Below are 23,553 nucleotides of genomic sequence, written 5' to 3'. Positions count from 1 at the left end.
GGGTGGCCGTTACGCGCGCAATCGCGCGGCCACGCGCCCGGCGCGACCTTTCGCGGGGCTGATCCTGGTTTCGCCGCCTCGCTCCAGTAGGACGCCCGCGGTACAGCCCGGATAAGGAGTCAGAGTCGTGAAGAAGCTGATCAACGCGCCGGACGGCGTGCTCACCGACGCGCTCGTGGGGTTCGCGGCCGCGTACCCGGACCTGACGGTCAACATGGAGGACCGGTACATCACCCGCGGCCCGACCTCGGGCAAGGTGGGCCTGGTCTCCGGCGGTGGCTCCGGGCACGAGCCGCTGCACGGCGGGTTCGTCGGCTACGGGATGCTCGACGCCGCGTGTCCGGGCGAGGTGTTCACCTCCCCGGTGCCCGACCAGCTGCTGGCCGCCACCAAGTCGGTCGACGGCGGCGCGGGCGTGCTGCACATCGTGAAGAACTACACCGGTGACGTGCTCAACTTCCAGATGGCCGCGGAGCTGGCCGGCGACGACGGCCTCCAGGTCGAGTCGGTGCTGGTCAACGACGACGTGGCGGTGGAGAACAGCACCTACACCGCGGGTCGGCGGGGCACCGGCGGCACCGTCTTCGTCGAGAAGATCGCCGGCGCGGCCGCCGAGCGCGGCGCCGACCTGGCCGCCACCGCCGCCATCGGGCGCGAGGTCAACGATCGTTCCCGCTCGTTCGGTGTGGCGCTGAGCGCCAACGTCATCCCGGCCACCGGCAAGCCCGGCTTCGAGCTCGGCGACGACGAGATCGAGATCGGCGTCGGCATCCACGGCGAGCCGGGGCGGGCCCGCGGCCAGATGACCACCGCCCGCGAGATCGCCGGTGTGGCGCTCGAGGCGATCCACGCCGACATGCCGCTCTCCGGCGACGTGCTGGTGATGGTCAACGGCCTCGGCGGCACCCCGCTGCTGGAGCTGTACGTGGTCTACGCCGCGGTCGCCGAATGGCTCGAGGGGCACGGTGCCACGATCACCCGCAACCTGGTCGGCAACTACATCACCAGCCTGGAGATGGCCGGCTGCTCGATCACCGTGGCCCGGCTGACGCCGGAGCTGACCGAGCTGTGGGACGCGCCGGTGCAGACGCCGGCGCTGCGTTGGGGCCGTTGATGGACACCAGCGCGTTCGTCGCGTGGGTGCACGAGGCGTCCCGCCTGATCACCGCGGACGCCGAGCGGCTGACCCGGCTCGACGCCGCGATCGGCGACGGCGACCACGGCATCAACCTCCGCCGCGGCTTCCAGGCGGCGGACGAGATGCTCGACAAGGCGGAGGCGGAGACGCCGGGCGCGGTGCTGCAGACGGTCGGGCGGGCGCTCATCAGCAAGACCGGCGGCGCGTCCGGCCCGCTCTACGGCACCGGGTTCCGCCAGGCCGGCAAGGCGCTGGCCGACGTCGCCGAGGTCGACGCGGCCAAGCTCGGCAGCGCGCTGGAGGCCGCCTTCAACGGGATCAAGCAGCTCGGCGCCGCCCAGGAGGGCGACAAGACGATGCTGGACGCGCTCGGTCCGGCGGTCACCGCCTACCAGGTCGCCGTCCAGGACGGGGCCGACCTGCCCGCGGCGGCCCGGGCGGCGGCGGAGGCGGCCGAACGCGGCCTCGCGGAGACCGTGCCGATGCTGGCCCGCAAAGGCCGGGCCAGCTATCTCGGCGAGCGCACCATCGGTCACGAGGACCCCGGCGCGGCGTCGACCACCCTGATCCTGCGCGCGCTGGCCACGGTGGCCGCCGGTGAGGCCTCGTGACGTCGGTCGCGCACCGGTGGACCGGTCAGGGGGTCGCGCCGGGCGCCGCGGTCGCCGGCTCGTGGCGGGCCGACCGACCGCTGCCGGCCGGTGCCGTCCACATCGGACCGGATGACGTCGAGGCGGCGTTCGCGGCGGTCGCGGCCGACCTGGACCGCGTCGCCGAGCGGGTACGCGCGCAGGGCCGCACCGCCGCCGCCGACATCGTCGCGGTCGGGGCGCTGATCGCCGCCGACCCGGACCTCGTCGACTCGGCCAAGCAGGCGGCCGGCGCCGACCCGCCGCTGCCGGCCGTCCACGACGCGGTCGAGGGCTACGCCACCATCCTCGACTCGCTGCCCGACGACGCGCTGCGCCAGCGGGCCGCCGACGTGCGCCAGGTCGGCCGCCGGGTGCTGGAACGGCTCGCCTATCCCGGCGGTGGCCGGGGCGCGCCCGACGACCGCTTCGTGCTGGTCGCCGGCGACCTCGGCCCGGCCGACCTGATTGAGCACCTCGGCGCGGGCCTCGTCGGCGCCGTCGCGGTGCGGGGCGGCGCCAACTCCCACGCCGCGATCGTCGCCCGCTCGGTCGGCATCCCGCTGGTCATGGGCATCGACGCGGAGGTGCTGGACCTGCCCGACGCGACCGACCTGCTGGTCGACGCCGACGCCGGCGCCGTGGTGGCCGAGCCGTCCGCCGACGAGGTGGCCCGCACCGACGCGGCGACCGCCCGCGCGGTGTCGCGCCGGGCCGCCCTGGCCGCCGAGCGCGGCCTGCCGCACGTCACGGCCGACGACCAGGCCTTCGCCCTCTACGCCAACGTGGCGTCCGATGTGGAGGTTCGCCTCGCCCTGGACAGCGGGGCCATCGGCAGCGGCCTGGTCCGCACCGAGCTGCCCTTCCTGGAGGCGGACCGCTGGCCCAGCGAGGCCGACCACCGGCGGACCTTGGCCCCCCTGCTGGCCGAGGCGCGGGGCCGGCCGGTCACCGTCCGCCTGCTCGACTTCGCCAACGACAAGATCCCGCAGTTCCTGTCGCCGCCGGCCGGGCTGCCGACGCTGCTGGCCAACCCGGACGCCGTCACCGCGCAGGTCCGGGCGATCATCGACCTCGGCCGCGACGTCGGCCTGCGGATCATGGTGCCGATGGTGTCGAGCCCGGCGCAGCTGGCGCCGGTCCGGGAGGCGGTCGCGGCGGCCGCGGCCGCCCTCGGCGTGCCACCCCCGCCGGTCGGCGCGATGATCGAGACCATCGCCGCCGTCCGCGACATCGACGCCGTCTGCCAGGTCGTCGACTTCGTCTCGATCGGCAGCAACGACCTGACCGCCGAGGTGCTCGACCTGAGCCGGGTCGACCCGCGGGCGCGCACCGAGCTGGCCGCCCACCCGCGCGTGCTGTCGCTGATCGGCCGGGTGGTGGACGCGTCCGTCCGCGCCGGGCTGCCGCCGCTCACCGTCTGCGGCGACGCCGGCTCGCACCCGACTACGCTGCCGTTGCTGTTCGGCGCCGGCGTGCGCGCCGTGAGCGTGGCCGTCGCCCGGATCGACGAGACCCGGTGGCGGCTGCGCCGGCTCGACACCGGGCAGTGCCGGGCACTGTTCACCGACGCGTTGCGCCTGGGCGGCGCCGCCGACGTCGCCGAGCTGGTCGAGGAACGGATCGAGGTGGCCATGCCATGACCGAAGGCCTGGGACTCGTGGGCATCGTGCTGGTCTCGCACAGCGCCGGGCTCGCCGAGGGCGCGGCGGAGCTGGTGCGGCAGATCTCCGGTGGCGCGACCGTCGTGCCGGCCGGCGGGACCGGCGACGGGGGCCTCGGCACCAGCCCCGACCTGATCGAGTCCGCCATCGGCGACGCCGACGCGGGCTCCGGCGTGCTGCTGATCCCCGACCTCGGCAGCGCGGTGCTCAGCGCCCGGACGGTGCTGGCCGACCTGAGCGGCGAGGTCACCGCCCGCCTGGTGGACGCGCCGTTCGTCGAGGGCGCGGTCGCCGCCGCGGTGGCCGCCGGCAGCGGGGCCGACCTGGACGCGGTCGCCACGGCCGCCGAGGAGGCGCGGGATGCCCCCAAGTTCTGACGCCGGCGTCGCGGAGCGGGTGGTGGTGCTGCCCAAAGCGCTGCACGCCCGGCCCGCCGGCCAGCTCGCCCAGCTCGCCGGGCGGCACAAGGACGCGACCATCCAGCTCGTCGCGGGGGAGAAGAAGGCCAACGCCCGCGGCGTACTCGCCGTGATGGCGATGGGCGCGGTGACCGGCACCGAGGTCACCGTCACCGTCACCGGTCCGGACGCCGACGCCGTCGCCGACGAGGCCGCCCGGATTCTGACCGCCGCCGAAGCCGACGAGAGCTGACCCAGCCCGCCGGGGTAGCGTGCGACTCGCCCTGGGAGGGTCGGCGGCTCGTCGCCGGCGGAGCGAAGGAGAAGCGGCATGCGACTGATGCGGATCGGACCGGCCGGCGCCGAGCGTCCCGTCCTGCTCGACGCGTCGGGTCGACATTTCGACCTGAGCGGCGTCACGCCCGACATCGACCCGGCGTTCTTCGCCGCCGACGGCATCGAGCGGGTCCGCGCCGCGCACACCGCCGGTTCCCTGCCCGCCTTCGACGCGACCGGCCAGCGGGTCGGCGCCCCGATCGCCCGGCCGAGCGTCGTGCTCTGCATCGGGATGAACTACGCCGCGCACGCCGCTGAGTCGGGCGCGACGCCGCCGGAGCAGCCGGTGATGTTCTACAAGGCGCCGAACACCGTCGTCGGCCCCGACGACGAGGTGCTCGTGCCGCGCGGCTCCAAGCAGACCGACTGGGAGGTGGAGCTCGCGGTCGTGATCGGCCGGCGCGCCCGCTACCTGTCGTCGCCGGAGGAGGCGCTGTCCCACGTCGCGGGCTACGCCATCGCCAACGACGTGTCGGAGCGCGAGTTCCAGATCAAGCAGAGCGGCGGCCAGTGGTCCAAGGGCAAGAGCTGCGAGACGTTCAACCCGCTGGGCCCGTGGCTGGTCACCGCCGACGAGATCGCCGACCCGCAGGCGCTGCGGCTGCGGTCCTGGGTCAACGGTGAGCCGCGCCAGGACTCGACCACCGCCGACATGATCTTCTCCGTGGCGACGTTGATCCACCAGCTGAGCCAGGTGACCGTGCTCGAGCCGGGCGACCTGCTCAACACCGGCACCCCCGAGGGCGTGGCCCTGTCCGGCCGCTTCCCCTATCTGGCCGCCGGTGACGTCATGGAGCTCGAGATCGAGAGCCTGGGTCGCCAGCGCCAGCGCGTCGGTCAAGCCTGACCGCTGGTGTCTGTTTGCCTGCACTTGACGCCGCGCCGCCACCCCCTTGTGCCACGGTGGTGGCGCGGACGGCGCGAAGGGCAGGTGGTCGGCGGTGGCACCGCGGGTGCGCGTGCTCGGCCCGGTCACCGTCGACGGTCCGGCGGGGCCCGCCGCGCTGGTCGGCGCCCGGCAGCGGACCCTGCTCGCCCTGCTGGCCCTCGCTGCGGGCACGGTCGTACCCCGGTCACGGCTGGTCGACGCCCTCTGGGGTGAGGACCCGCCGCGCACGGCGGTGCGCACGCTGCACAGCCACGTCTCCCGCGTGCGGCAGGCGCTCGAGTCGTGTGGGCTCCCCGGGGTGTTGCTCACCAGGGAGCCCGGCTACCTGCTGCAGCTGCCGCGCGACGAGGTCGACGCCCATCGGTTCGAGGACGCCGTACGCGACGCCCGGGCCTGCCTGCCCGACGAGCCGGACCGGGCCGCGGCGCTGCTCACCGACGGCCTGGCCGCCTGGCGCGGCGACGCCCTGGCCGACGGCGAGCCCGACGGCTGGGGCCGGGCCGAGGCGGAGCGGCTCGGGGAGATCCGGCTCGCGGCCACCGAAGACCTCTGGGACGCCCGGTTGCGCCTGGGCCGGCACGTCGAGGCCGTCGCGGAGCTCGAACGCCTCGCCGCCGCCCACCCCACCCGCGAACGCCTCGTCGAGCTGCTCATGCTCGCCCTCTTCCACTGTGGACGCCACGTCGACGCCCTCGACCGCTACCGCCGGCTGAGCGCCCATCTCGCCGCCGAGTTCGGCGTCGACCCCGGCCCGCGGGTCAACGACCTGCACGCGGCGATCCTCCGCGGCGAGCTGGCGGTGTCGTCCGCGCCGTCGGCCGCCGGCCTCCCGCCCCGGGTCGGCCACTTCGCCGGCCGCTCCGCCGAGCTGGCCCTGCTGCGGGACTGGCTCGCGACGCGGACACCCGAAACCCAGATCACGGTCGTACGCGGTTCCGCCGGCATCGGCAAGACCGCGCTCGTCGTGGAGTGGGCGCACGAGGCGGCTCAGCAGTTCCCGGGCGGCATCGTGTTCGTGGACCTGCGCGGGCACGACCCGGACGCGGCGTTGACGCCCGGCGAGGTGGTGGCGCGGGTGCTCGACGGCCTCGGCGTGCCGCCCGACCGGCGCCCGGTCTCGGTGGAGCAGCGGACGGCGCTCTACCGGTCGCTGATCCACGAGAGGCGGGCGCTGATCGTGCTGGACAACGCCGGCACGGCCGACCACGTGCTGCCGCTCGTGCCGAACTCGCCGACCAGCCGGATCCTCGTCACCAGCCGGCACCGGCTCGCCGCCGTCTCCGCGTACCACAGTGTGCGGCACGTCGAACTCGACGCCCTGGCCGCCGGTGAGGCGCAGGCCCTGCTCACCCGGGTCCTCGGCGCCGAGCGGGTGGCCGCCGAGCCGGACGCGACCGACCGGCTCGCCCAGCTGTGCGGCCGGATCCCGATCGCGTTGCGGGTCGCTGCGGCCCGCCTGTCCGGCCGGCCGCGCCAGCCGATCGCCGAGCTGGTGGCCGAGCTGTCCGACAGCGGGCTCGACGCGCTGTCGGTCGACGACCACAGTGTCCGGGCGGTGTTCGCCGGCGCCTACCAGGCCCTGAGCGATCCGGCCGCCCGGATGTTCCGCCTCGTCGGCCTGCACCCGGGCAGCACGGTCTCGTCGTGGCTGGCGGCCGCGGTCGTCGGCGACACCCACGGGCGGGGACGGCGGGGCGTCGACGAGCTCGCCGCCGCGCACCTGCTGAGCGAGGTCGCGGTCGGCCGCTACCGGTTCCACGACCTGATGCGCCGCTACGCCGTGGAGTGCGCGGCGACCGACGGCGAGTCCGGCGCCGCGGTCGGCCGGCTGCTCGACTGGTACGTGGCGATCGCCGACGCGGCCAACCGGGTGCTCGACCGCGGCCGGGACCGGGTCGTCGCCACGCTCGCGCACCCGCCCCGGGAGCTGCCGTTCGGCGGCGACCCCGACGAGGTGCTGGCGTTCCTCGACAGCGAGCGGGACAACCTGGTGCCGGTCGCGGCGTTCGCCCTGCGCACGGGCCACCACCGGGCCGTCTGGCAGCTCAGCTATCTGATCAGCGGTTACTTCGAGTCGCGGGGCCACACCGACAGCCGAATCGCGATCAACCGGCTGGGCCTGGCGGCGGCGCAACAGGCCAACGATCCGGTCGTCGAAGGGCTGATGCGCAGCGGGTTGGGCGTGGCCCACATCGCGGCCCGCCAGTACGAGGCGGCGCTCGACCACCTCCGCGAGGCGCTGCGGCTGATGGCGGCGGCGGGGGACAAGCGCGGGATCGGCCACGCCTACAACAACCTCGCGGCGGCATACGGGGAGCTGGGCCGCTTCGAGGAGGCGATCGACGCCTGCCACGAGGCGCACGCCGTGCACGTCGCCAACGCGCACACCCTCGGCGCGATCCTCGCGCTCAACAACCTCGGCCATCTCTATGCCCGCGTCGGTCAGCCCGAGGAGAGCCTGCTCCAGCTGCGCTCCGGGCTGCGACTCGCGCGGGACGCCGACGACCGGCGGCTCGAGGCCGCGATCCAGCACGGCATCGGGGAGACCCACCGCTCGACCGGGGCGTCCGAGCCGGCGCTGGCGGCGTTCGCGGCGTCGCTGGCGTTGCGGCGAGCGGCGGGCAACCGGCGCTACGAGGCGCGGACGCTGGTGGAGATCGGTGCGACGCTGATCGCGGCCGGTCGGGGTGCCGAGGCCGGCAAGCCGTTGGACGAGGCGTTGGCCATCGCCGAGGAGCTGGCGGACGACTTCGTGGCCGACCGGGCCCGGGCGGAGCTGCGCCGGCTCCCCTGACGTCATGCCGGCAGCCCTGACGTCACGCCGGCTGCCCTGACGTCATTCGGAGCAGTGCAGGCGGGCCCAGATCTTGGGGCCGAAGACGATGCCGACGTCGTCGTTCTCGATCGTGCCGACGCCGACACACTTGTCGACCACGACGCCGTGGACCTCGGGATCCTTCAACCACACCACGAACACCTCGTCGTGCTCGGCCCAGTTGTCCGGCGTGACCTGCGCGGTGATCGTCCGCGACGACATGTCGCCCGCCGGAAGCCACAGGAAGCCGACGCCCGTATCCACGTCGAGCGGCGAGGCGTCGTCGACCGAGGCGACCTCGTAGGACAGGACGATCGGGACGGGGCAGCCGGTGCTCGTCACCTTGAACGCGAACCGGCTGGCCGCCCGCGCGGGCGTGTCGCCTTCGAACGCGCTCACGTCGTCGATCGAGAGGTGCCGTGCCCCGCTGCAGCCGGGCACCTCCGGCGCGCCCGGCGCGACCTGCCCGAGTGACGCCACCAGCCCCACCGCGATCGCGGCCACCGTCGCCTTGCCCATCGATCATCGCCTCCTAGGTCGTGGTCCTTTCACTTCCTAGGTGGTCGCGGTTGTGGAGATGTTGTGGCGCTCTTCCTATGACGCTTGGCGGACCGGCACGGCGTCGGTCAGCCAGACCTCGGCGAGGTCGCCGAGCGGGACGGCGAGGGCCTGGCTGAGGCCGACCACGGTCCCGAAAGCCGGGGCGGGCAGCCGACCGGCCTCGATCTTGCGCAGGGTCTCGGGGGAGATGCCGGCGGCCAGGGCCACCTCGACGAGGCTGCGACCGCCCCGCGCGACCCGCAGCGCGGCGCCGAGACGCTGACCCGCGGCGATCTGCGCGGGGGTGAGCGGTTGGCGAACCATGCCGGCCAGGATAGCCTCCCTCGGGCGTGGTATAAAAATACCGGCGATGGGAGATTGCGTGATCGAGCTGAAGTCCGACGCGGAGATCGGCCGGATGGCGGTGGCCGGCCAGTTCGTCGGCGAGCTGCTGGCCGAGCTGAGCGGCGTCGCCGCGGTCGGCGTCAACCTGCTGGACGTCGAACACCACGCCCGCCGCCGCATCAAGGAACGCGGCGCCGAGTCCTGCTACTGGGACTACGCCCCGTCCTTCGGCCGCGGCCCGTTCCGCAACGTTTTGTGTTTGTCGGTCAACGACGCAGTACTGCACGGCCTACCGCACGACTACGTCCTCCGCGACGGCGACCTCCTCAGCATCGACATGGCGGTCGGCATCGACGGCTGGGTCGCCGATTCGGCCTGGTCCTTCGTCGTCGGCACGCCTTCCCCGGACGACCTGAAGTTGATCGAGGCCACGGAGGTGGCGCTCGCGGCCGGCATCCGAGCGGCCCAGCCGGGCGGCCGCCTGGGCGACGTCTCGGCGGCGATCGGCGAGGTGGCGCACTCCTACGGCTACCGCGTCAACGGCGAGTTCGGCGGCCACGGCATCGGCCGCACGATGCACGAGTCACCGCACGTGGCCAACGACGGCCGGGCGGGACGCGGCATCAAGCTGGAGCCGGGCCTCACGATCGCGATCGAGCCGTGGCTGTGCGCGACGACCGACAAGATCAAATACGACAAGGACGGCTGGACGATCCGGTCGGCCGACGGCTCGCGCACGGCCCACTCGGAACACACCGTCGCGGTCACGGCCGCGGGCCCCCGGGTCCTGACCGCCCGCCCGACACCGGACCCCACCTCCGCTGAACCGGCCCAGAACCCAGGCGCAGCCTCCTGACCACCAGCGCAACGCTCCGACATCCACGGGCAGCGATCAGCCTCAAGCTCCTGGAGCACGCTCGACCGGCGATCAAACGATCTTCATCGGCACCTTTCGGGTCCACGTCTGGAGCGAGCCTGATCAGATCTAGGTAAATTAATGTCGTTATAGGAGCGTTCCCGTACCAAGATCTCAATCCGTTGCCCGCGCGGCGGCGTGCCGGTACGACGCGCCGCAATGCAGTGCCTCCCAGAGCGACGAGCGACCTTCGAGCAGACCCAGGGCGCTCCTCGACCCTCGGCGGTTCGAGGTCGCCGGGTCGCGCCTCGTGACCGTGTCACCGATCACATCGGGTCTGTCGTCGCTCACATCGCGCGGGGCTGTGCGGTCGAAGGGGTGTACCCGTTTCCGAGCGCACAGGAGTTCGTCATGGAAGCTCGCCTCGATCTGTTTCAGAGCGCCGTCGCCGGCAAGGCGATGAAGTACCTGACCGCCGCCAGCAAGGCCGTCAAGGAGTCGACCGTGCCCTACGCGACGTTGGAGCTCGTGAAGCTGCGGGCCAGCCAGATCAACGGGTGTGGGTACTGCGTCGACATGCACAGCAAGGACGCGCTGGCCGCCGGCGAGACGGCGCAGCGCCTGCTCATGGTGGCCGCCTGGCGGGAGGCGACCGTGTTTACCGAGGCCGAGCGGGCCGCGCTCGAGCTGGCCGAGCAGGGCACCCGCATCGCCGACGCGGCGGGTGGGGTGAGCGACGAGGCCTGGGCCGCCGCGGCCAAGCACTACGACGAGGAGCAACTCGGCGCGCTGGTCGCGGCGATCGCCATCATCAACACGTTCAACCGCTTCAACGTGATGGTGCAGCAGCCGGCCGGCGGCTACCAGCCCGGCATGTTCGACTAGAAGAGCGTCGACGGTACGGGTTCGGGCAGTGACCGCAGGTCCGGCACCCGGGCCCGTACCTCCGCGTGGAAGCGGCGGGCCAGCGCCGGTGCGTCGGCGTTGTCCGGTGTGTGCACGAAGACCGTCGGCGAGCGGCCCTCGCGCAGCCAGCCGGCCGTGGTCTCGACCCACCGCTGCCAGCCGTCGACCGTCGCGTCCGCGGCATCGCGGCCCAGGTAGCGGACGATCGGGAACTGCGTCAACGCCCGCGTACGCAACGGCATGCGCGGTTTCTTCGACCAGGCCTCCCGCTCCGCCGCGCTGGTCGGCGGTCGGGCGAAGAACGCCGTGGTGTCGAACGGGATCCACTCCGCCGCGACCAGTGCCAGCGCCTGCTCCAGGGCCGCCCCCGCGCGCCGGTCGTTGAAGAACGCGGTATGGCGTACCTCCACGGCGTAGCGGCAAAACGCGGGCAGCCGGCGCAGGAAGGCCGCCAGCGTCCCGATGTCGGCGGGTCCGAACGAGCCGGGAAGCTGGATCCAGAGGGCGTGCGTACGCGGGCCCAACGGCTCGATCGCGTCGAGGAAGGCCCGCAGGGGCTCGCCACATTCGGCGAGCCGCCGCTCGTGGGTGATCTCGCGGGGCAGCTTGACCACGAACCGGAAGTCGGGGTCCGTCTGCGCCGCCCAGGACTCCACCGTCGATCGGGCCGGCGTCGCGTAGAACGTGGTGTTGCCCTCGACGGCGTCACACCACTCGGCGTACGACCGCAGCCGTTCCGTCGACCGCTCGGGCAGAAACCGGCCGTGCCACGACTTGAGCGTCCACATCGCGCAGCCCACAGAAAGACGCATGCGCCCTACGGTAGTTGGATCGCCTTGGTCTCCAGGAACTCCTCCAGCCCCATCGCGCCGAACTCGCGCCCGTTGCCCGACTGCTTGTAGCCGCCGAACGGGGCCAGCGCGTTCCAGTGGCCGCCGTTGACGTCGATCTGGCCGGCGCGCATCCTGCTGGCCACGGCGAGCGCGCGGTGCGCCGGGCCGAAGACCCCACCCGTCAGCCCGTACGCCGTGGCGTTGGCGATCGCGACCGCTTCGTCCTCGTCGGCGTACCGCGTGATGGTCAGAACCGGACCGAAGATCTCCTCTTGCGCGACCACGGAGTACGGGTCGACGTCGGCGAAGATCGTCGGTCGGGCGTACGCACCGTGGGTGAGGCCGTCGGGGTGGCCCGGGCCGCCGAAGACGAGCGTGGCGCCGTCCTCGATGCCGCGCCGGATGTAGCCGTCGACCTTCTGCCGGTGCGCCTCGGTGGCCAGCGGGCCGATCACGGTGGTGGGGTCGTTCGGGTCGCCGACCGTGTATTTCCGCGCCGCTTCGACCGCCAGCTCGACGATCTCGTCATGCCGATCGGCGGGTACGAGCAGCCGTGGCCACGAGCCGCAGACCTGGCCGCCGTTGACGAAGGCCCGACCCAGAGCCACCTCGACCGCGCTGGACAGGTCGGCGCCCGCCAGGATCACGTTGGCGCCCTTGCCGCCGAGCTCGAGCGCGACCCGCTTGACCGTCTGGGCGGCGACGGCGCCGATCCGCTTGCCGGCACGGGTCGATCCGGTGAACGAGATCATGTCGATGTCGGGATGGGCCGAGATGGCTTCGCCGACGACCGGGCCGGTCCCGTGGACCACATTGAGGACGCCGGGCGGCAGGCCCGCCTCCTTGCTGATCTCCGCGAGGATGCCGGCCGTGAGGGGTGCGAGCTCCGAGGGCTTGAGCACCACGGTGTCGCCGGCGATCAGGGCCGGCGCGATCTTCGACATGACCTGCTGGAGCGGGAAGTTCCACGGGGTGATGGCGCCGACGACCCCGATGGGCTCGCGTACGACCTGGGAGTTGCCGATCCTCTTGGTCCATTCGAAGGTGGCGGCCAGGTCGGCGAACGACTCCGCGACCGCCGTGGGGAAGTCGATGTGGGCGGTGCGGGCGAGGGCGGCGGGCGCGCCCATCTCGGCGGTGATGGCGGCGGCGAGCTGGTCGCGGCGGGCGTCTAGGCCGTTGCCGATCCGCTGCACGATCTCGGCTCGGTGGTTGGGCTCGGTCGCCGACCAGGCCGGGAAGGCGGCCTTCGCGACGGCGACGGCGCGGTCGACGTCCGCCTCGGTGCCGGCCGGGATCACGCCGGCGATCTCGCCGTTGGCGGGGTTGACGACATCGATGGTGGCGTCGGTGGCGGCCGCCGCCGGGGTGCCGTCGATCCAGTGATGGAGTCTCATACGGTCGAGTCTTGGCTCGGCGTTTGGGCGCTAACCAGGGACAACGTGTCCCTGCCTGCGGAAACACGCCGGCTGTCGGCGGTGTTGGTTTGTGTTGTGAGGTCATCGTTGTCTCGCCGGTGACCCGGGTCACTGTCGCATGAAGGGAACCGGTCATGGATCGCGCCGGCTTGGCCTCGTTTCTCCGCACGCGGCGGGCGGCCGTGCAACCGGAGGACGTGGGGTTGCCGCGCGGCCGTCGCCGCCGCACGGGCGGGTTGCGCCGCGAGGAGGTGGCGGCGCGCAGCGGCGTGTCGACGGATTACTACAGCCGCATCGAGCAGCAGCGCGGCCCGCACCCGTCGCGCCAGGTGCTCGGGGCGATCGCCGCCGGCCTGCGGCTGACGGCCGAGGAGCGGGACCACCTGTACCGGCTGGGCGGCTACCCGTCGCCGCCCCGGCCCGGTGGTGACCGCGTCAATCCGGGGATGCGCGAGGTGTTCGCGGGCCTGTCCGGCGCGGCGGCCCAGGTGGTCGGCGACCTGGGCGAAACGCTGACGCAGACGCCGCTCGCCGTTCTGTTGCTGGGTGACCAGACCGTCCACACCGGACTGTCTGGCAGCCTGCACTACCGCTGGTTCACGGACCCCACGTCAAGGCTGCTGTACCCGATCGCGGAGCACGACCGACACAGCCGCCTGATCGTGGCGGACCTGCGGCGTTCCTACACCCGCTCGGGCCCGGACTCCCGCGCCGGCGCAGTGGTGCGGGCGTTGCTGGACCGCAGCGCGGAGTTCGCTGCGATCTGGCGTGAGCATCCGGTAGCGGCGGCGGACTGCGGCGTGAAACGCATCGACCACCCGACTTTGGGCCGCCTGGACCTGAACTGTCAGATCCTCCTGGACCCAGACCACTCCCAGTCCCTGCAGGTCCTCACCCCGGTCCCTGGCACGGGCACAGCAGAAAAGCTCACCCTCCTCGCGGCCCCAGCCAGCTAGCCGCGACCGGCAACCCGCATCTTGTCGGCTATGTATGACGTCAGTCATAACGGCGGGCGCCGCCCAGCGCGGGTTGTGGACGGCGGCGACGACGCCGGTCGACGCTCGCCACCGGCACCGGCGGGTTATGTATGACGTCAGTTATAACGATGATCGTGGATATGTCGACGTTGCGCGCCCGCGAGCCGGCCGTCTTTGTCGGCACCGTGCTGGTGGCTGGCGACGGGCTACGCCGCAGGTTGATGCGACGCATGACGGCCGACGTCGCCGCGGCCGTGCCGTGCCCATCGCCGGCGGCTGGCGACGGGCTACGCCGCAGCTCGACGCGACGCATGACGGCCGACATCGCGCGGCCGTGGCGTGCCCATTGCCGGCGGCTGGCGACGGGCTACGCCGCAGGTCGACGCGACGCATGACGGCCGACGTCGCCGCGGCCGTGCCGTGCTCATCGCCGGTGGCTGGCGACGGGCTACGCCGCAGGTCGACGCGACGCATGGCGGCCGACGTCGCCACCGCCGTGCCGTGCAATTGGCGGCGGTCGGCGCCTGTCGCGAGCCGCAGCCGACCGGCGCCGGTTATGGATGACGACTGTCAGACGGCGGCGGCGCGGTGCGGCCTTGGCTTCGCCAGTCGACCGCGCCGCGTTGGTCGTTGAGTCCGCGCATGCGATCGGTTCAGGCGTGCGGCGATTCGCTGCCCGCGGGGTTCGCGGCCGATGGAATGCGATGGGGGTCCGCCGTTACGTAGACCGCGCGCCCTTGGTGGCCGACGATCAGGCCTTGCGTGCGGAGGACGATCATCGCGCTCCCGACGGTCTGGCGGCTTACCTGGTAGGTCACGCACATCTCGCGGCAGGTGGGGAGCGTGGCGCCGGGGGCTAGCTGGCCGCTGACTATCTGCTGGCGGATGTCGTCGACGATGTCCAGGTAGCTCGGCCGGTGGGGCATCACACTCTCCTCCCATCACTACATCGCTGGTTACAATGGCTACTATTGCTGCGCGGGACGGTCGCGTCAAGGCCGCCTCGTGCCAACTTGGCCAAGCCACCCGACCGGGCCGCGCACGGACCGCCGGACCGCCGGGCCGCGCCGGGCAGCACTCACCGCCGGCCCCGCCGGCCCCTCGACCGCCCCGGACCGCCCGGCCGCGCCGGACCGCCCGGCCGCGCCGGACCGCCCGGCCGCGCCGGACCGCCCGGCCGCGCCGGACCGCCCGGCCGCGCCGGACCGCCCGGCCGCGCCGGACCGCCCGGCCGCGCCGGACCGCCCGGCCGCGCCGGACCGCCCGGCCGCGCCGGACCGCCCGGCCGCGCCGGACCGGACCGTGCCGGTGCCGGACGGCCGGACCGTGTCGAGCGGCTCGGCCGGATCTGACCGCCGGGCCGCCGGATCGCGCCAGGCCCCGCGCAGCCGTCACGCCCCGCCGGAACTCGCGGGTTTCGAAAACGGGTGCTGCTCCAGACGGCGGCGGCCTAGGGCGTGTCCTGGCGATCAGTTGATCGTTTCTGGTTGATGTGTCGGGTGTAGGTCGTGGTGAGTTGACGGACAAGGCTTGGGCGGTGATCGGGCCGTTGCTGCCCGAGCCTGGTCGTCGGTCCGGGCGGTGGCGTGATCACCGTCAGGTGATCAACGGGATCTTGTGGAAGTTGCGGACCGGGGCGCCCTGGCGGGATTTGCCGGAACGCTACGGGCCGTGGAAAACCTGCCACGAGCGGCTGCGGCGGTGGACCACGGACGGCACCTGGGAACTGATCCTGGCCCGGGCGCAGGTCTACGACGACGGCCAACCAGTCGAATGGATCATCAGCGTGGACTCCAGTGTTGTGCGTGCCCACCAGCACGCCGCCGGGGCACGCAAAAAAGGGGATCTGCCGGTGGTGTGGCCATACCAGCGGCGGATGGTGAGGCGTTGGGCCGGTCCCGGGGCGGCCTGAGCACCAAAATCCACCTCGCGGTCGACGGCCGCGGGCGGCCGTTGTCGGTGTTGCTGACCGCCGGGCAAGCCGGTGACAATCCGCTGTTGTTCCCGCTGCTGGACGCCATCGCGGTCCACACGTCTGGACGCGGTCGGGCGCGTAAGAAGCCGCGGATGCTGATCGCGGACAAGGCCTACGCCCATGACCCGACCCGCAGCGGGCTACGCCGGCGCGGTATCCCACACACCATCCCGGAACGGTCCGACCAGGTCGCCCGCCGGGCTGCCAAAGGCAGCCGCGGCGGACGCCCACCCACGTTCGACCCGCACGTCTACCGACAACGCAACGTCGTGGAACGCTGCTTCAACCGGCTCAAACAATGGCGTGCCTTGGCCACCCGCTTCGCCAAACGCGCCGCCCTCTACCGGTCAAGCCTGCTCCTCGTCGCCGCGTTGATCTGGCTCCGATGATCGCCAGGACACGCCCTAGTCTGCCGGCGGGAGCCTCGGCCGCTTCGCGGCCGCACGTCAAACTGCCGAGGGCAACGGCAGCGCTCGAACCGCGCGGGCAGCGTCCCCGCGCCTCCCGCATCAGGAGCGAGATGAGGCTTCCCAAGGCACTGCATGCTCTCTGGATCGTGGCGGCCGCCGCCGTCGTGGCGGCAACTCTGCTCGTGGCGTCGCCGGCCCGGGCCGCGTCCCTGACCGAGGTCACCAACTTCGGCGCCAACCCCGGCAACCTCCGGATGTACCTCTACGTCCCCGACCGCGTCGCCGCCCGCCCGGGGCTGTTGGTCGCCGTCCACTACTGCACCGGCAGCGGGCCGGCCTTCTACAACGGCACCGAGTACGCGCGCCTCGCCGACCAGTACGGCTACATCGTCGTCTATCCCTCCGTCACCGCCAGCGACGGGTGTTTCGACGTCGCCTCGACCGCCACCCTGACCCACAACGGCGGCAGCGACTCGTTGAGCATCGTTTCGATGACGCGGTACGTGCAGCAGAACTACAACGCCGACCCCGCGCGCACGTTCGTCACCGGCGTCTCCTCCGGGGCCATGATGACCAATGTGCTGCTGGGCGCCTACCCCGACGTGTTCCGGGCCGGCTCGGCGTTCGCGGGCGTACCCTTCGGTTGTTTCGCCGGTCCGTCCAAATGGAACAGTCAGTGCGCGCAGGGCCAACTCACCCGCACACCGCAGCAGTGGGGCGACCTGGTCCGCAACGCCTATCCGGGCTACACCGGCCCACGACCGCGGGTGCAGCTGTGGCACGGGACCAACGACGAGACGCTGTCGTACGTCAACTTCGGCGAAGCCGTCAAACAGTGGACCAACGTGCACGGGCTGAGCCAGACGCCGACCTCGACCGACAGCCCGCAGTCGGGCTGGACCCGCACCCGCTATGCCAACAGCTCGGGTCAGGTGCAGGTCGAGGCGATCAGCATGGCCAACACCTCGCACAACCTGCCCGTGCCGGCGTCGGCCGTGATCGCCTTCTTCGGCCTCAACACCGCCGGCCCGTCGAACCCGCCCACCTCCGACCCACCGACCGGCGGCCCCACCACGCCGCCACCCGGCCCCGGTCCCGGTCCAGGCCAGGGCGGCTGCACCGCGGCGTTCCGGGTGACGAGCTCCTGGCAGGGCGGGTACGTGGCCGCCGTCCGCGTCACCGCCGGCGGCACCGCCATCAACGGCTGGCGGGTTAGCCTGCCGCTGCCGGCGGGCTCCACCGTCGTCAACTCCTGGAGCGGCCAGTTCTCCGGCACCGGCGCCACCACTCAGGTGTCCAATGTGTCCTACAACGGCCGCCTGGCGGCGAACACGGCCACCGAGTTCGGCTTCCAGGCCAACGGCACCGCACCCACCACCCCGGCGCTGACCTGCACCGCACTCTGAGTTCGGACGCCGTTAGGAACGGTCCGCTCCAATCGGAACGGACCGTTCCTAACATGAGGGGTTCAGCCGAACGTGCGGTCCAGAGCGTTGGCCAGCGCGGTGTGGCCAGGCTCGTTGGGGTGCGGGCAACCGCCCAGGCCCGTCTGCTGGATGTCGCCGCTACGCAGCGCCGGCGGGGTGACGAACCGCACCTTCTCGTTCTGCGGCACGCCCTGCCAGATCGCGTTGTTCATCGCCGCCGTCCATTGTCCGACGGTCTGTTGCCAGCCGGGGTCGTCGAGCAGCGGGCGCACCGAGAACGGGATCCGCCCGGGCAGCATGTCCTGGAGAACCTTCGACACCTTCTGGCGGTACGTCTCACCGAACGCCCCGAAGTCGAGTCGGGCGGGACTGATGTCGTAGTAGCCCATCCAGACCACCTTGTCGGCGCCGGCCGCCAGCATCGTCTCGATGATGTCGGTGACCCGTTGCTTGATGGCGTTGTAGTGGGTCGGTCCATTATAGACAGGAACGTCGATCTTCTTGTGGAAGTAGTCGTGGTCGGTGATGTCGCCCTCCACCCGCAGGTGGCACGAGCCGCCGTTGATGACCGCGGACTTGGCCGCGTAGTTGCCCTGGCCGTCGAACCACTTCATCACGGCCTGCCAGGGCTTGTTGTGCTTGGTGAAGTACTCCTGCGCGAACTGCTTGTAGTAGTCGATCGTGCCGCACTCCGTCAGCGCGGTCAGTACCTCCGTCCAGTTGGTGTCGTTGACGCCACCGGTGCTCACGAAGTAGGCCGCCTTCTTCTCGGCCTTCGCCTGCCGGATCGCCCGCTCGGCCAGGTCCGCGGGCGACGAGTTCCGGTGCCACGGGTTGTGGCACGCGTCGGGCGTGTCCCAGCCGGCGCCGAGGATGTCCGACGTCGTGTAGCCCGTACGCGCGAAGTTGAAGTACTCGACGACGTTCCGGTTGAGGTTCGTCGCGTACTTACCGGCGTAGCTGAACATCATGTCGTTGCCCGGCAGGTGCCGGACGTTGTCCTCGGCCGTGTTGCCGACGCACTGGCCCATCGGGAAGTGGTACGTGCGCTGCAGGTGCGCCGACGTGACGGAGTCGCCGGTGGCCACCAGGACGACCGGATTGGCGGGGTCGCGGCCCGGGCAGAAGCGGTCCTTGCGCGCGTCGACGATCTCCTCGTCATTACCCGCGTCCGAGCAGGGCTTCGGGTCGGGCGGCGGGGGACCGGTCGGCGGATCCGTCGGCTCCGTCGGCGGATCAGTCGGCGGGTCGGTCGGTGTCTCCGACGGGGACTCGCTGGGGCTGGCCGACTCGCTCGGGCTCGCCGACGGGCTGGCGGACTCACTGGGACTGGCCGACGGACTGGCCGACTCACTGGGACCGGCCGACCCACTGGGACCGGCCGACCCACTGGGACTGGCCGACTCGCTGGGGCTCGCGGACTCGCTCGGGCTGGCCGACTCGCTGGGACTCGCCGACTCGCTGGGACTCGCCGACTCGCTCGGGCTCGCGGACCCGCTCGGGCTCGCGGACCCGCTCGGACTCGCCGACCCGCTAGGACTGCCCGACGGCGACCCACTCGCGCACGGACTGGAGCTCGGACTCGGACTGCCACTGGGACTCGAGCTCGGACTGGCAGTCGGCTCCGGATCCCACGTGGTGGTCGGATCGGCGATCACCGTGCCGACCGCCGCGACATTCCGGGCCGCGACCGCATCGGGCGTGGCCGTCGTCTCACACTCGGGCTCGTCCGCCGGCTCCGGCTGCTGCGAATCCCGATAATCGGCCTCCAACTCCCGCATCACGTCGGCCGGCAACGGCCCACTGTTCGAGATGCACGGGTCGAACTCCCAGCGGCTCTTCACTCCGCGGTACTCGATGTCGCGTACACAGGTGTCCGGATCCGCACCCGCTTCCGCCGCGACGGCACGAATCGTCAACGGCGACCGGGGTACGACCTGGATCGCGACCACCATCAGCAGCGCGATCGTGGCCACGGCCGCCAACGCTCCGGCGACGGGTCTCCCGCTGCCGCCAAACGGCGATTTCATAGGCTGGCCTCTCCTCTCGATGGGCTGGACAGCGCGCGACGTCGATCGATCCCACGCCCTGCGGCGACGCTAGAGAGGGGTGATAATTCATCGATGAATCCGCGATAAATCGATGGGGTTGGGTCGTGCGGATACAAGCACTGGGTCCGGTGCGGATCTGGGACGGGGCGCAGTGGGCGCCGATCACCGCGACACACCTCCGGATCGTGCTGGCCGTGCTGCTGGCCGAGCCGGGGCGGCCTGTGCCACGCGACCGGCTGGTCCACGAGATCTGGGGTGAGCGGCCGACCCGCACGGCGGCGAGCGCGGTCAACGGCTACGTCATGCGGCTGCGGCGGCTGCTGCGCGCGGGCGAGGCCGGCGAGGTGGTCAGCCGGGCGGCCGGCTACGAGCTGGTGACCGACGCGGACGCGGTCGACATCCAGATCTTCGAGCGGATGGTACGCAGCGGCCGGCGCTACGTCGCCGAGGGCCGGATGGCCGACGCGGCCCGGCAGCTCTCCGGCGCGCTGGCGCTGTGGCGGGGCGCTGCGCTGGCCGACGTGCCGCCGACGCTCACGGTCGCCGCCGAGGCCGCCCGCCTGGAACAGCTCCGGCTCGCCGCGCTGGAGGAGCGGTTCGGTGCGCAGCTGGCGATGGGCCAGCACACCGAGATCGTCGAGGACCTCGCCACCCTGGCGCGCGAGCATCCGCTGCGCGAGCGCCTCTCCCGGCACCTGATGATCGCGCTCTACCGCTGCGGCCGGCGGGCCGAGGCGTTGGAGGCCTACCGCCGCGTACGCGACGTGCTGGTCACCGAGACCGGCATCGAGCCCGGTCCGGAGCTCCGCGACCTGGAACACGCGGTGCTGACCGACGACCGCACGCTGGCCGCACCCACGGTCGCCCCGGTGACGCCGGCGCAGCTACCGGCCGCGGTGGTCGACTTCGCCGGCCGGCACGACGTGTTCGCCACCCTCGACGCGCTCGCGGCGCGACGGCCCGCCCCACCCGTCGTCATCGCCGGGCTCGCCGGCGCCGGCAAGACGGCCGCCGCCGTCCAGTGGGGACACTCCACCCGCGACCGCTTCCCCGACGGCCAGCTCTGTCTCGACCTGCGGGGCGCCTCGGCCCGGCCACCGGTCGCGCCGATGGAGGCGCTGGCGCATTTCCTGCACGCGCTGGGCGTCGCGCCCGACGAGATCCCGGGCGAGCTCGACGAGGCCGTGGGCCTCTGGCGCAGCGTGACCGCCGTGCGCCGGATCCTCGTGGTGCTCGACAACGCCGCCACGGCCGACCAGGTCCGGCCGCTGCTGCCCGGCGGTCCCGGCTGCATGGTGGTGGTGACCAGCCGCGACCAGCTGCGCGGGCTGACCGCTCGGGAGGGCGCGGTCGGGCTCGAACTGGGCGTGCTGGCGCCCGACGAGGCGGTCGAGCTGGTCGGCAAGCTGGTGCCCGGCGCCACGGAGGCGGAGGCGGCCGAACTGGCCCGGCTCTGCGGTCACCTCCCGCTGGCGGTGCGGATCGCGGCCGCCAACCTCAACGCCGGGCTGATCCCCATCGGGCACTACAACTGGCGGCTGGCGGCGGGCGACCGGCTCGACGCGCTCGGTGTGCCCGGCGACGCCACCACGGCCACGGCCACGGCCTTCGACCTGTCGTACGAGGCCCAACCGCCCGCCGCCCGCCGGCTGTTCGGGCTGCTGGGCGCCGCCCCCGGCGACACGGTCACCGTGCCGACGGCCGCGGCTGTGGCCGGTGGGTCGCCGGCCGAGGTCGAACCCCTGCTCGACACGCTGGCCCGCAACCACCTGCTCGACCAGGTGGCGCCCGGCCGCTACCGCTGGCACGACCTGGTGCGCCTCTACGCCCGTCGCCGCGGCGACGTCGCGGACCGCGACCCGGCGCTCGACCGGCTCTACGACCACTACCTGTCGACGATGGACGCCGCCGCGGATCTCCTCTACCCGCACGTGGTGCGCCTCCCGCTGCCGCCCACTGTGGACCCGACGCGCAGGGTCGCCTTCGGCGGCGCCGCCGACGCGTCGCACTGGCTCGACAGCGAGCGCGACAACATGATCGCCGCGATCATGGCGGCCGGCCCGGCGCACCGCGAGGCGGCCTGGCGCCTCACCGACCACCTGCGCTGGCACCTCGACTTCACGGCCCCGTCCGCGGAATGGCTGCCGGTCACCGAGGCGGCGCTGGCGTACGCCCGGGCCGACGACGATCCGCTCGGCCAGGCCGCCGCCCACCTGAGCCGGGCCACCGTCCTGCTGGCCCGATGCCACTACCCGCAGGCGCTCGACGACTTCCAGCGGGCGCTCGACTTCGCCCGGGACGGTGGCTGGGCCGAAGGCCAGACCTCGGCGCTGAGCAACCTGGCGCACGTCGCGTTCGAGACGGGCCAACTGGACCTGGCGGCCCGCTACAGCCTCGAGGCGCTCGACCTCGACACCCGGATCGGCCGCCTCGCCGGGCAGCTCGCCCGGTTGGCCAACCTCGGCAACATCCGGCTGCAGCAGGGGCGGTTGACTGAGGCGGTCGCGTACTGCCGGCGGGTCATCGATCTGGAGACCACGATCGGGGAGTGGCACGGCCAGGGCACGGCGCACGGGTGCCTGGGCGAGGCCTATCTGTTGCTGGGCCGGCGCGCGGAGGCGCTGACCAACCTCGAGGCCGCGCTGGCCACGCATCGGCGGGCCGGCGCCCGCAGCAACGAGGCCGACATCCTGCGCCTGCTCGCCGTCGCGCACCCCGACCCGGTCGAGGCCCAGGCGCTGGCCACCGAGGCCCTGCGCATCTGCCGCGAGGTGGGCGACCGGTGGGTGGAAGCCCACGCCCTGCTCGCCCAGGCCGAGCTCGACCTCCGGGCGGGCGACGCCGACCTCGCGATCGTCCACTTGCGACAGGTGCTCGCCCAGTCCCGCGGCGACGGCGCCCGGCACGCGGAGGCGCAGGCCCTGATTGGCCTGGCCAAAGCTCATCGGCTGCGCGGCGCGGACGCCGCGGCCGGCGACTACGCGGCGCAGGCGTCGGCGATCTGCCGCGACTACGGCTACGAGCTGCTGGAGACCTACGCGGTGTGACGTAACAGCGCGTCCGCCACCACCGGCCAGGCGACCCGGGGGAGCCCCTGGCCGATGCCGGGCAGCGTCAGCAAGGTGGCGTGGGGAATCTCCGCGGCCAGCGCGACGCCGTTGCCGTGCGGGAAGAACGGATCCTCGTCGCCGTGCACCACCAGCGTGGGCACGGTGATCTCGCCGAGCCGCTCGCGCCACCGCGGCCCGCTGTCGATGGCCGCGAACATGGTGCCCAGATGGCTGGCCCGCTGCGCTTTCGCGGATCGGCCGGCCCGGTCGAAGACCCGACCCGCGGTCGCACGGACGTCGGCCTCGGTGAAGCCGCGCGAGCCCGCCATCAGCCGGCCGCCTTCCGTCATGTAGTCGACGACGCTCTCGCGATCGGTCCAGTCGGGCTGTGGCCGCTCGAAGAGGTTGGCCATCACCTCCGGCGCGTGCTCCGGCAGGTCGGGATCGACCGGGCCGGGCGCGACCGGCCGGGTGGAGATCAGGGTCAGCGAGGCGACCCGGTCGGGGTGGTCGAGAGCGAGCAGCTGGGCGACGAAGCCGCCGACGCCGAGCCCGACGACGTGGGCGCGCCCGAGGCCGAGCGCGTCGATCAGCGCGGCGGCGTCGCTCACCAGGTCACGCAGGTCGTATGCGGGCGCGTCCGGGTCGACGTAGGTCGACTCGCCCGCGTCCCGCAGGTCGTAGCGCACCACGTGCCGCCCGGCCAGCGCCGCACAGAACTCGTCCGGCCAGCTCAGCATGGTCACCCCGATGAGCAGCACGGGTGGATCGGTCGACTCACCGAACGTCTCGACGCACAGCTCGACCCCGTTGACGCGCTTCGTGGATCTCACCACCAGAGCGTACGCCGGTTGACGCAACCGCCTGGTTGCCATATGGTTATAGCAACCGAATGG

At 72.7% G+C, this 23,553-nt stretch carries 22 protein-coding genes; 15 read left to right on the top strand and 7 right to left on the bottom strand.

Annotation, left to right across the window (positions count from 1 at the left end; genetic code table 11):
* Positions 1-127 precede the first annotated feature (127 nt).
* From dhaK to O7635_RS01530, 7 genes are all read left to right on the top strand, one after another.
* A complete protein-coding gene (dhaK, locus tag O7635_RS01560) occupies positions 128-1,114 on the top strand; it encodes a dihydroxyacetone kinase subunit DhaK (RefSeq protein ID WP_278078585.1) in 987 nt (328 codons plus the stop codon).
* On the top strand, positions 1,114-1,749 hold the full coding sequence (dhaL, locus tag O7635_RS01555; protein ID WP_278078584.1) for a dihydroxyacetone kinase subunit DhaL: 636 nt from the start codon (positions 1,114-1,116) through the stop codon (positions 1,747-1,749). The genes dhaK and dhaL overlap by 1 nt, the downstream gene beginning before the upstream one ends.
* Positions 1,746-3,410, top strand: a complete 1,665-nt coding sequence (locus tag O7635_RS01550) for a putative PEP-binding protein (RefSeq protein ID WP_278078583.1) — start codon at positions 1,746-1,748, stop codon at positions 3,408-3,410. The genes dhaL and O7635_RS01550 overlap by 4 nt, the downstream gene beginning before the upstream one ends.
* Positions 3,407-3,808, top strand: a complete 402-nt coding sequence (gene dhaM / locus O7635_RS01545) for a dihydroxyacetone kinase phosphoryl donor subunit DhaM (protein ID WP_278078582.1) — start codon at positions 3,407-3,409, stop codon at positions 3,806-3,808. The genes O7635_RS01550 and dhaM overlap by 4 nt, the downstream gene beginning before the upstream one ends.
* A complete protein-coding gene (locus O7635_RS01540) occupies positions 3,792-4,082 on the top strand; it encodes an HPr family phosphocarrier protein (protein WP_278078581.1) in 291 nt (96 codons plus the stop codon). The genes dhaM and O7635_RS01540 overlap by 17 nt, the downstream gene beginning before the upstream one ends.
* 78 nt (positions 4,083-4,160) lie before the next feature.
* A complete protein-coding gene (locus tag O7635_RS01535) occupies positions 4,161-5,012 on the top strand; it encodes a fumarylacetoacetate hydrolase family protein (RefSeq protein WP_278078580.1) in 852 nt (283 codons plus the stop codon).
* Positions 5,013-5,106: 94 nt separating this feature from the next.
* Complete coding sequence (locus tag O7635_RS01530) at positions 5,107-7,848, top strand: BTAD domain-containing putative transcriptional regulator (RefSeq protein WP_278078579.1); 2,742 nt, start codon at positions 5,107-5,109, stop codon at positions 7,846-7,848.
* A 42-nt stretch (positions 7,849-7,890) separates the two neighbouring features.
* Here O7635_RS01530 and O7635_RS01525 read toward each other — a convergent pair whose 3' ends face one another.
* Both O7635_RS01525 and O7635_RS01520 read right to left on the bottom strand, forming a co-directional pair.
* The gene (locus O7635_RS01525) at positions 7,891-8,388 is read right to left on the bottom strand and encodes a hypothetical protein (RefSeq protein WP_278078578.1); all 498 of its coding nucleotides are present in this window, start codon (positions 8,386-8,388) and stop codon (positions 7,891-7,893) included.
* 75 nt (positions 8,389-8,463) lie between these two features.
* The gene (locus tag O7635_RS01520; protein WP_278078577.1) at positions 8,464-8,733 is read right to left on the bottom strand and encodes a helix-turn-helix transcriptional regulator; all 270 of its coding nucleotides are present in this window, start codon (positions 8,731-8,733) and stop codon (positions 8,464-8,466) included.
* Positions 8,734-8,791: 58 nt separating this feature from the next.
* Between O7635_RS01520 and map the strand changes: the two genes are divergently transcribed.
* Together map and O7635_RS01510 are read left to right on the top strand one after the other, a co-directional pair.
* On the top strand, positions 8,792-9,610 hold the full coding sequence (map, locus tag O7635_RS01515; RefSeq protein ID WP_278078576.1) for a type I methionyl aminopeptidase: 819 nt from the start codon (positions 8,792-8,794) through the stop codon (positions 9,608-9,610).
* A 411-nt stretch (positions 9,611-10,021) separates the two neighbouring features.
* On the top strand, positions 10,022-10,495 hold the full coding sequence (locus tag O7635_RS01510; RefSeq protein WP_278078575.1) for a carboxymuconolactone decarboxylase family protein: 474 nt from the start codon (positions 10,022-10,024) through the stop codon (positions 10,493-10,495).
* On the opposite strand, the gene O7635_RS01505 is transcribed toward O7635_RS01510, so the two are convergent.
* Positions 10,492-11,304 carry a DUF72 domain-containing protein gene (locus tag O7635_RS01505; protein WP_278085347.1) on the bottom strand — a complete coding sequence of 271 codons (813 nt, stop codon included), beginning with the start codon at positions 11,302-11,304 and terminating at the stop codon, positions 10,492-10,494. The genes O7635_RS01510 and O7635_RS01505 overlap by 4 nt on opposite strands.
* 29 nt (positions 11,305-11,333) lie before the next feature.
* Complete coding sequence (locus O7635_RS01500) at positions 11,334-12,746, bottom strand: aldehyde dehydrogenase family protein (protein WP_278078574.1); 1,413 nt, start codon at positions 12,744-12,746, stop codon at positions 11,334-11,336.
* Positions 12,747-12,901: 155 nt separating this feature from the next.
* On the opposite strand from O7635_RS01500, the gene O7635_RS01495 reads away from it, so the two are divergent.
* Together O7635_RS01495 and O7635_RS01490 are read left to right on the top strand one after the other, a co-directional pair.
* Positions 12,902-13,723 carry a helix-turn-helix transcriptional regulator gene (locus tag O7635_RS01495; RefSeq protein ID WP_278078573.1) on the top strand — a complete coding sequence of 274 codons (822 nt, stop codon included), beginning with the start codon at positions 12,902-12,904 and terminating at the stop codon, positions 13,721-13,723.
* 161 nt (positions 13,724-13,884) lie between these two features.
* Complete coding sequence (locus O7635_RS01490; protein WP_278078572.1) at positions 13,885-14,139, top strand: hypothetical protein; 255 nt, start codon at positions 13,885-13,887, stop codon at positions 14,137-14,139.
* 258 nt (positions 14,140-14,397) lie between these two features.
* On the opposite strand, the gene O7635_RS01485 is transcribed toward O7635_RS01490, so the two are convergent.
* Complete coding sequence (locus O7635_RS01485; protein WP_278078571.1) at positions 14,398-14,670, bottom strand: winged helix-turn-helix domain-containing protein; 273 nt, start codon at positions 14,668-14,670, stop codon at positions 14,398-14,400.
* Between the two features lie 566 nt (positions 14,671-15,236).
* Between O7635_RS01485 and O7635_RS01480 the strand changes: the two genes are divergently transcribed.
* Together O7635_RS01480 and O7635_RS01475 are read left to right on the top strand one after the other, a co-directional pair.
* Positions 15,237-16,108, top strand: a protein-coding gene (locus O7635_RS01480) for an IS5 family transposase (protein WP_278078570.1) whose coding sequence is annotated in 2 segments (ribosomal slippage) — positions 15,237-15,597 and positions 15,597-16,108 — 873 coding nt in all. Because the reading frame shifts where the segments join, the coding sequence is not laid out codon by codon here.
* Positions 16,109-16,239: 131 nt separating this feature from the next.
* Positions 16,240-17,535: a PHB depolymerase family esterase gene (locus O7635_RS01475; protein ID WP_278078569.1), complete on the top strand. Its 1,296-nt coding sequence runs from the start codon at positions 16,240-16,242 to the stop codon at positions 17,533-17,535.
* 62 nt (positions 17,536-17,597) lie between these two features.
* Here O7635_RS01475 and O7635_RS01470 read toward each other — a convergent pair whose 3' ends face one another.
* A complete protein-coding gene (locus tag O7635_RS01470; RefSeq protein ID WP_278078568.1) occupies positions 17,598-18,644 on the bottom strand; it encodes a hypothetical protein in 1,047 nt (348 codons plus the stop codon).
* Between O7635_RS01470 and O7635_RS01465 the strand changes: the two genes are divergently transcribed.
* Both O7635_RS01465 and O7635_RS01460 read left to right on the top strand, forming a co-directional pair.
* The gene (locus O7635_RS01465) at positions 18,637-19,317 is read left to right on the top strand and encodes a hypothetical protein (RefSeq protein WP_278078567.1); all 681 of its coding nucleotides are present in this window, start codon (positions 18,637-18,639) and stop codon (positions 19,315-19,317) included. The two genes, O7635_RS01470 and O7635_RS01465, sit on opposite strands and share 8 nt — an antisense overlap.
* Before the next feature lie 394 nt (positions 19,318-19,711).
* The gene (locus O7635_RS01460; RefSeq protein ID WP_278078566.1) at positions 19,712-22,654 is read left to right on the top strand and encodes a BTAD domain-containing putative transcriptional regulator; all 2,943 of its coding nucleotides are present in this window, start codon (positions 19,712-19,714) and stop codon (positions 22,652-22,654) included.
* Here O7635_RS01460 and O7635_RS01455 read toward each other — a convergent pair.
* On the bottom strand, positions 22,642-23,490 hold the full coding sequence (locus tag O7635_RS01455) for an alpha/beta hydrolase (RefSeq protein ID WP_278078565.1): 849 nt from the start codon (positions 23,488-23,490) through the stop codon (positions 22,642-22,644). The genes O7635_RS01460 and O7635_RS01455 overlap by 13 nt on opposite strands.
* Between the last annotated feature and the right edge of the window lie 63 nt (positions 23,491-23,553).

Origin of the sequence: Asanoa sp. WMMD1127 (assembly GCF_029626225.1) — a bacterium.
Classification (GTDB): Bacteria; Actinomycetota; Actinomycetes; order Mycobacteriales; family Micromonosporaceae; genus Asanoa.
Note: the sequence above shows the minus strand (reverse complement) of the source record. Positions and strands in the feature narration are given on the sequence as shown.

What these genes read in the sequence shown, in the direction of transcription:
- O7635_RS01490 (WP_278078572.1), top strand. Translation starts at nt 13,885, where the DNA reads ATGTCGACGTTGCGCGCCCGCGAGCCGGCCGTCTTTGTCGGCACCGTG.
- O7635_RS01525 (WP_278078578.1), bottom strand. Translation starts at nt 8,388, where the DNA reads ATGGGCAAGGCGACGGTGGCCGCGATCGCGGTGGGGCTGGTGGCGTCA.
- O7635_RS01505 (WP_278085347.1), bottom strand. Translation starts at nt 11,304, where the DNA reads ATGTGGACGCTCAAGTCGTGGCACGGCCGGTTTCTGCCCGAGCGGTCG.
- O7635_RS01475 (WP_278078569.1), top strand. Translation starts at nt 16,240, where the DNA reads ATGAGGCTTCCCAAGGCACTGCATGCTCTCTGGATCGTGGCGGCCGCC.
- O7635_RS01520 (WP_278078577.1), bottom strand. Translation starts at nt 8,733, where the DNA reads ATGGTTCGCCAACCGCTCACCCCCGCGCAGATCGCCGCGGGTCAGCGT.
- O7635_RS01485 (WP_278078571.1), bottom strand. Translation starts at nt 14,670, where the DNA reads ATGCCCCACCGGCCGAGCTACCTGGACATCGTCGACGACATCCGCCAG.
- dhaM (WP_278078582.1), top strand. Translation starts at nt 3,407, where the DNA reads ATGACCGAAGGCCTGGGACTCGTGGGCATCGTGCTGGTCTCGCACAGC.
- O7635_RS01510 (WP_278078575.1), top strand. Translation starts at nt 10,022, where the DNA reads ATGGAAGCTCGCCTCGATCTGTTTCAGAGCGCCGTCGCCGGCAAGGCG.
- dhaL (WP_278078584.1), top strand. Translation starts at nt 1,114, where the DNA reads ATGGACACCAGCGCGTTCGTCGCGTGGGTGCACGAGGCGTCCCGCCTG.
- O7635_RS01495 (WP_278078573.1), top strand. Translation starts at nt 12,902, where the DNA reads ATGGATCGCGCCGGCTTGGCCTCGTTTCTCCGCACGCGGCGGGCGGCC.
- O7635_RS01500 (WP_278078574.1), bottom strand. Translation starts at nt 12,746, where the DNA reads ATGAGACTCCATCACTGGATCGACGGCACCCCGGCGGCGGCCGCCACC.
- O7635_RS01535 (WP_278078580.1), top strand. Translation starts at nt 4,161, where the DNA reads ATGCGACTGATGCGGATCGGACCGGCCGGCGCCGAGCGTCCCGTCCTG.
- O7635_RS01540 (WP_278078581.1), top strand. Translation starts at nt 3,792, where the DNA reads ATGCCCCCAAGTTCTGACGCCGGCGTCGCGGAGCGGGTGGTGGTGCTG.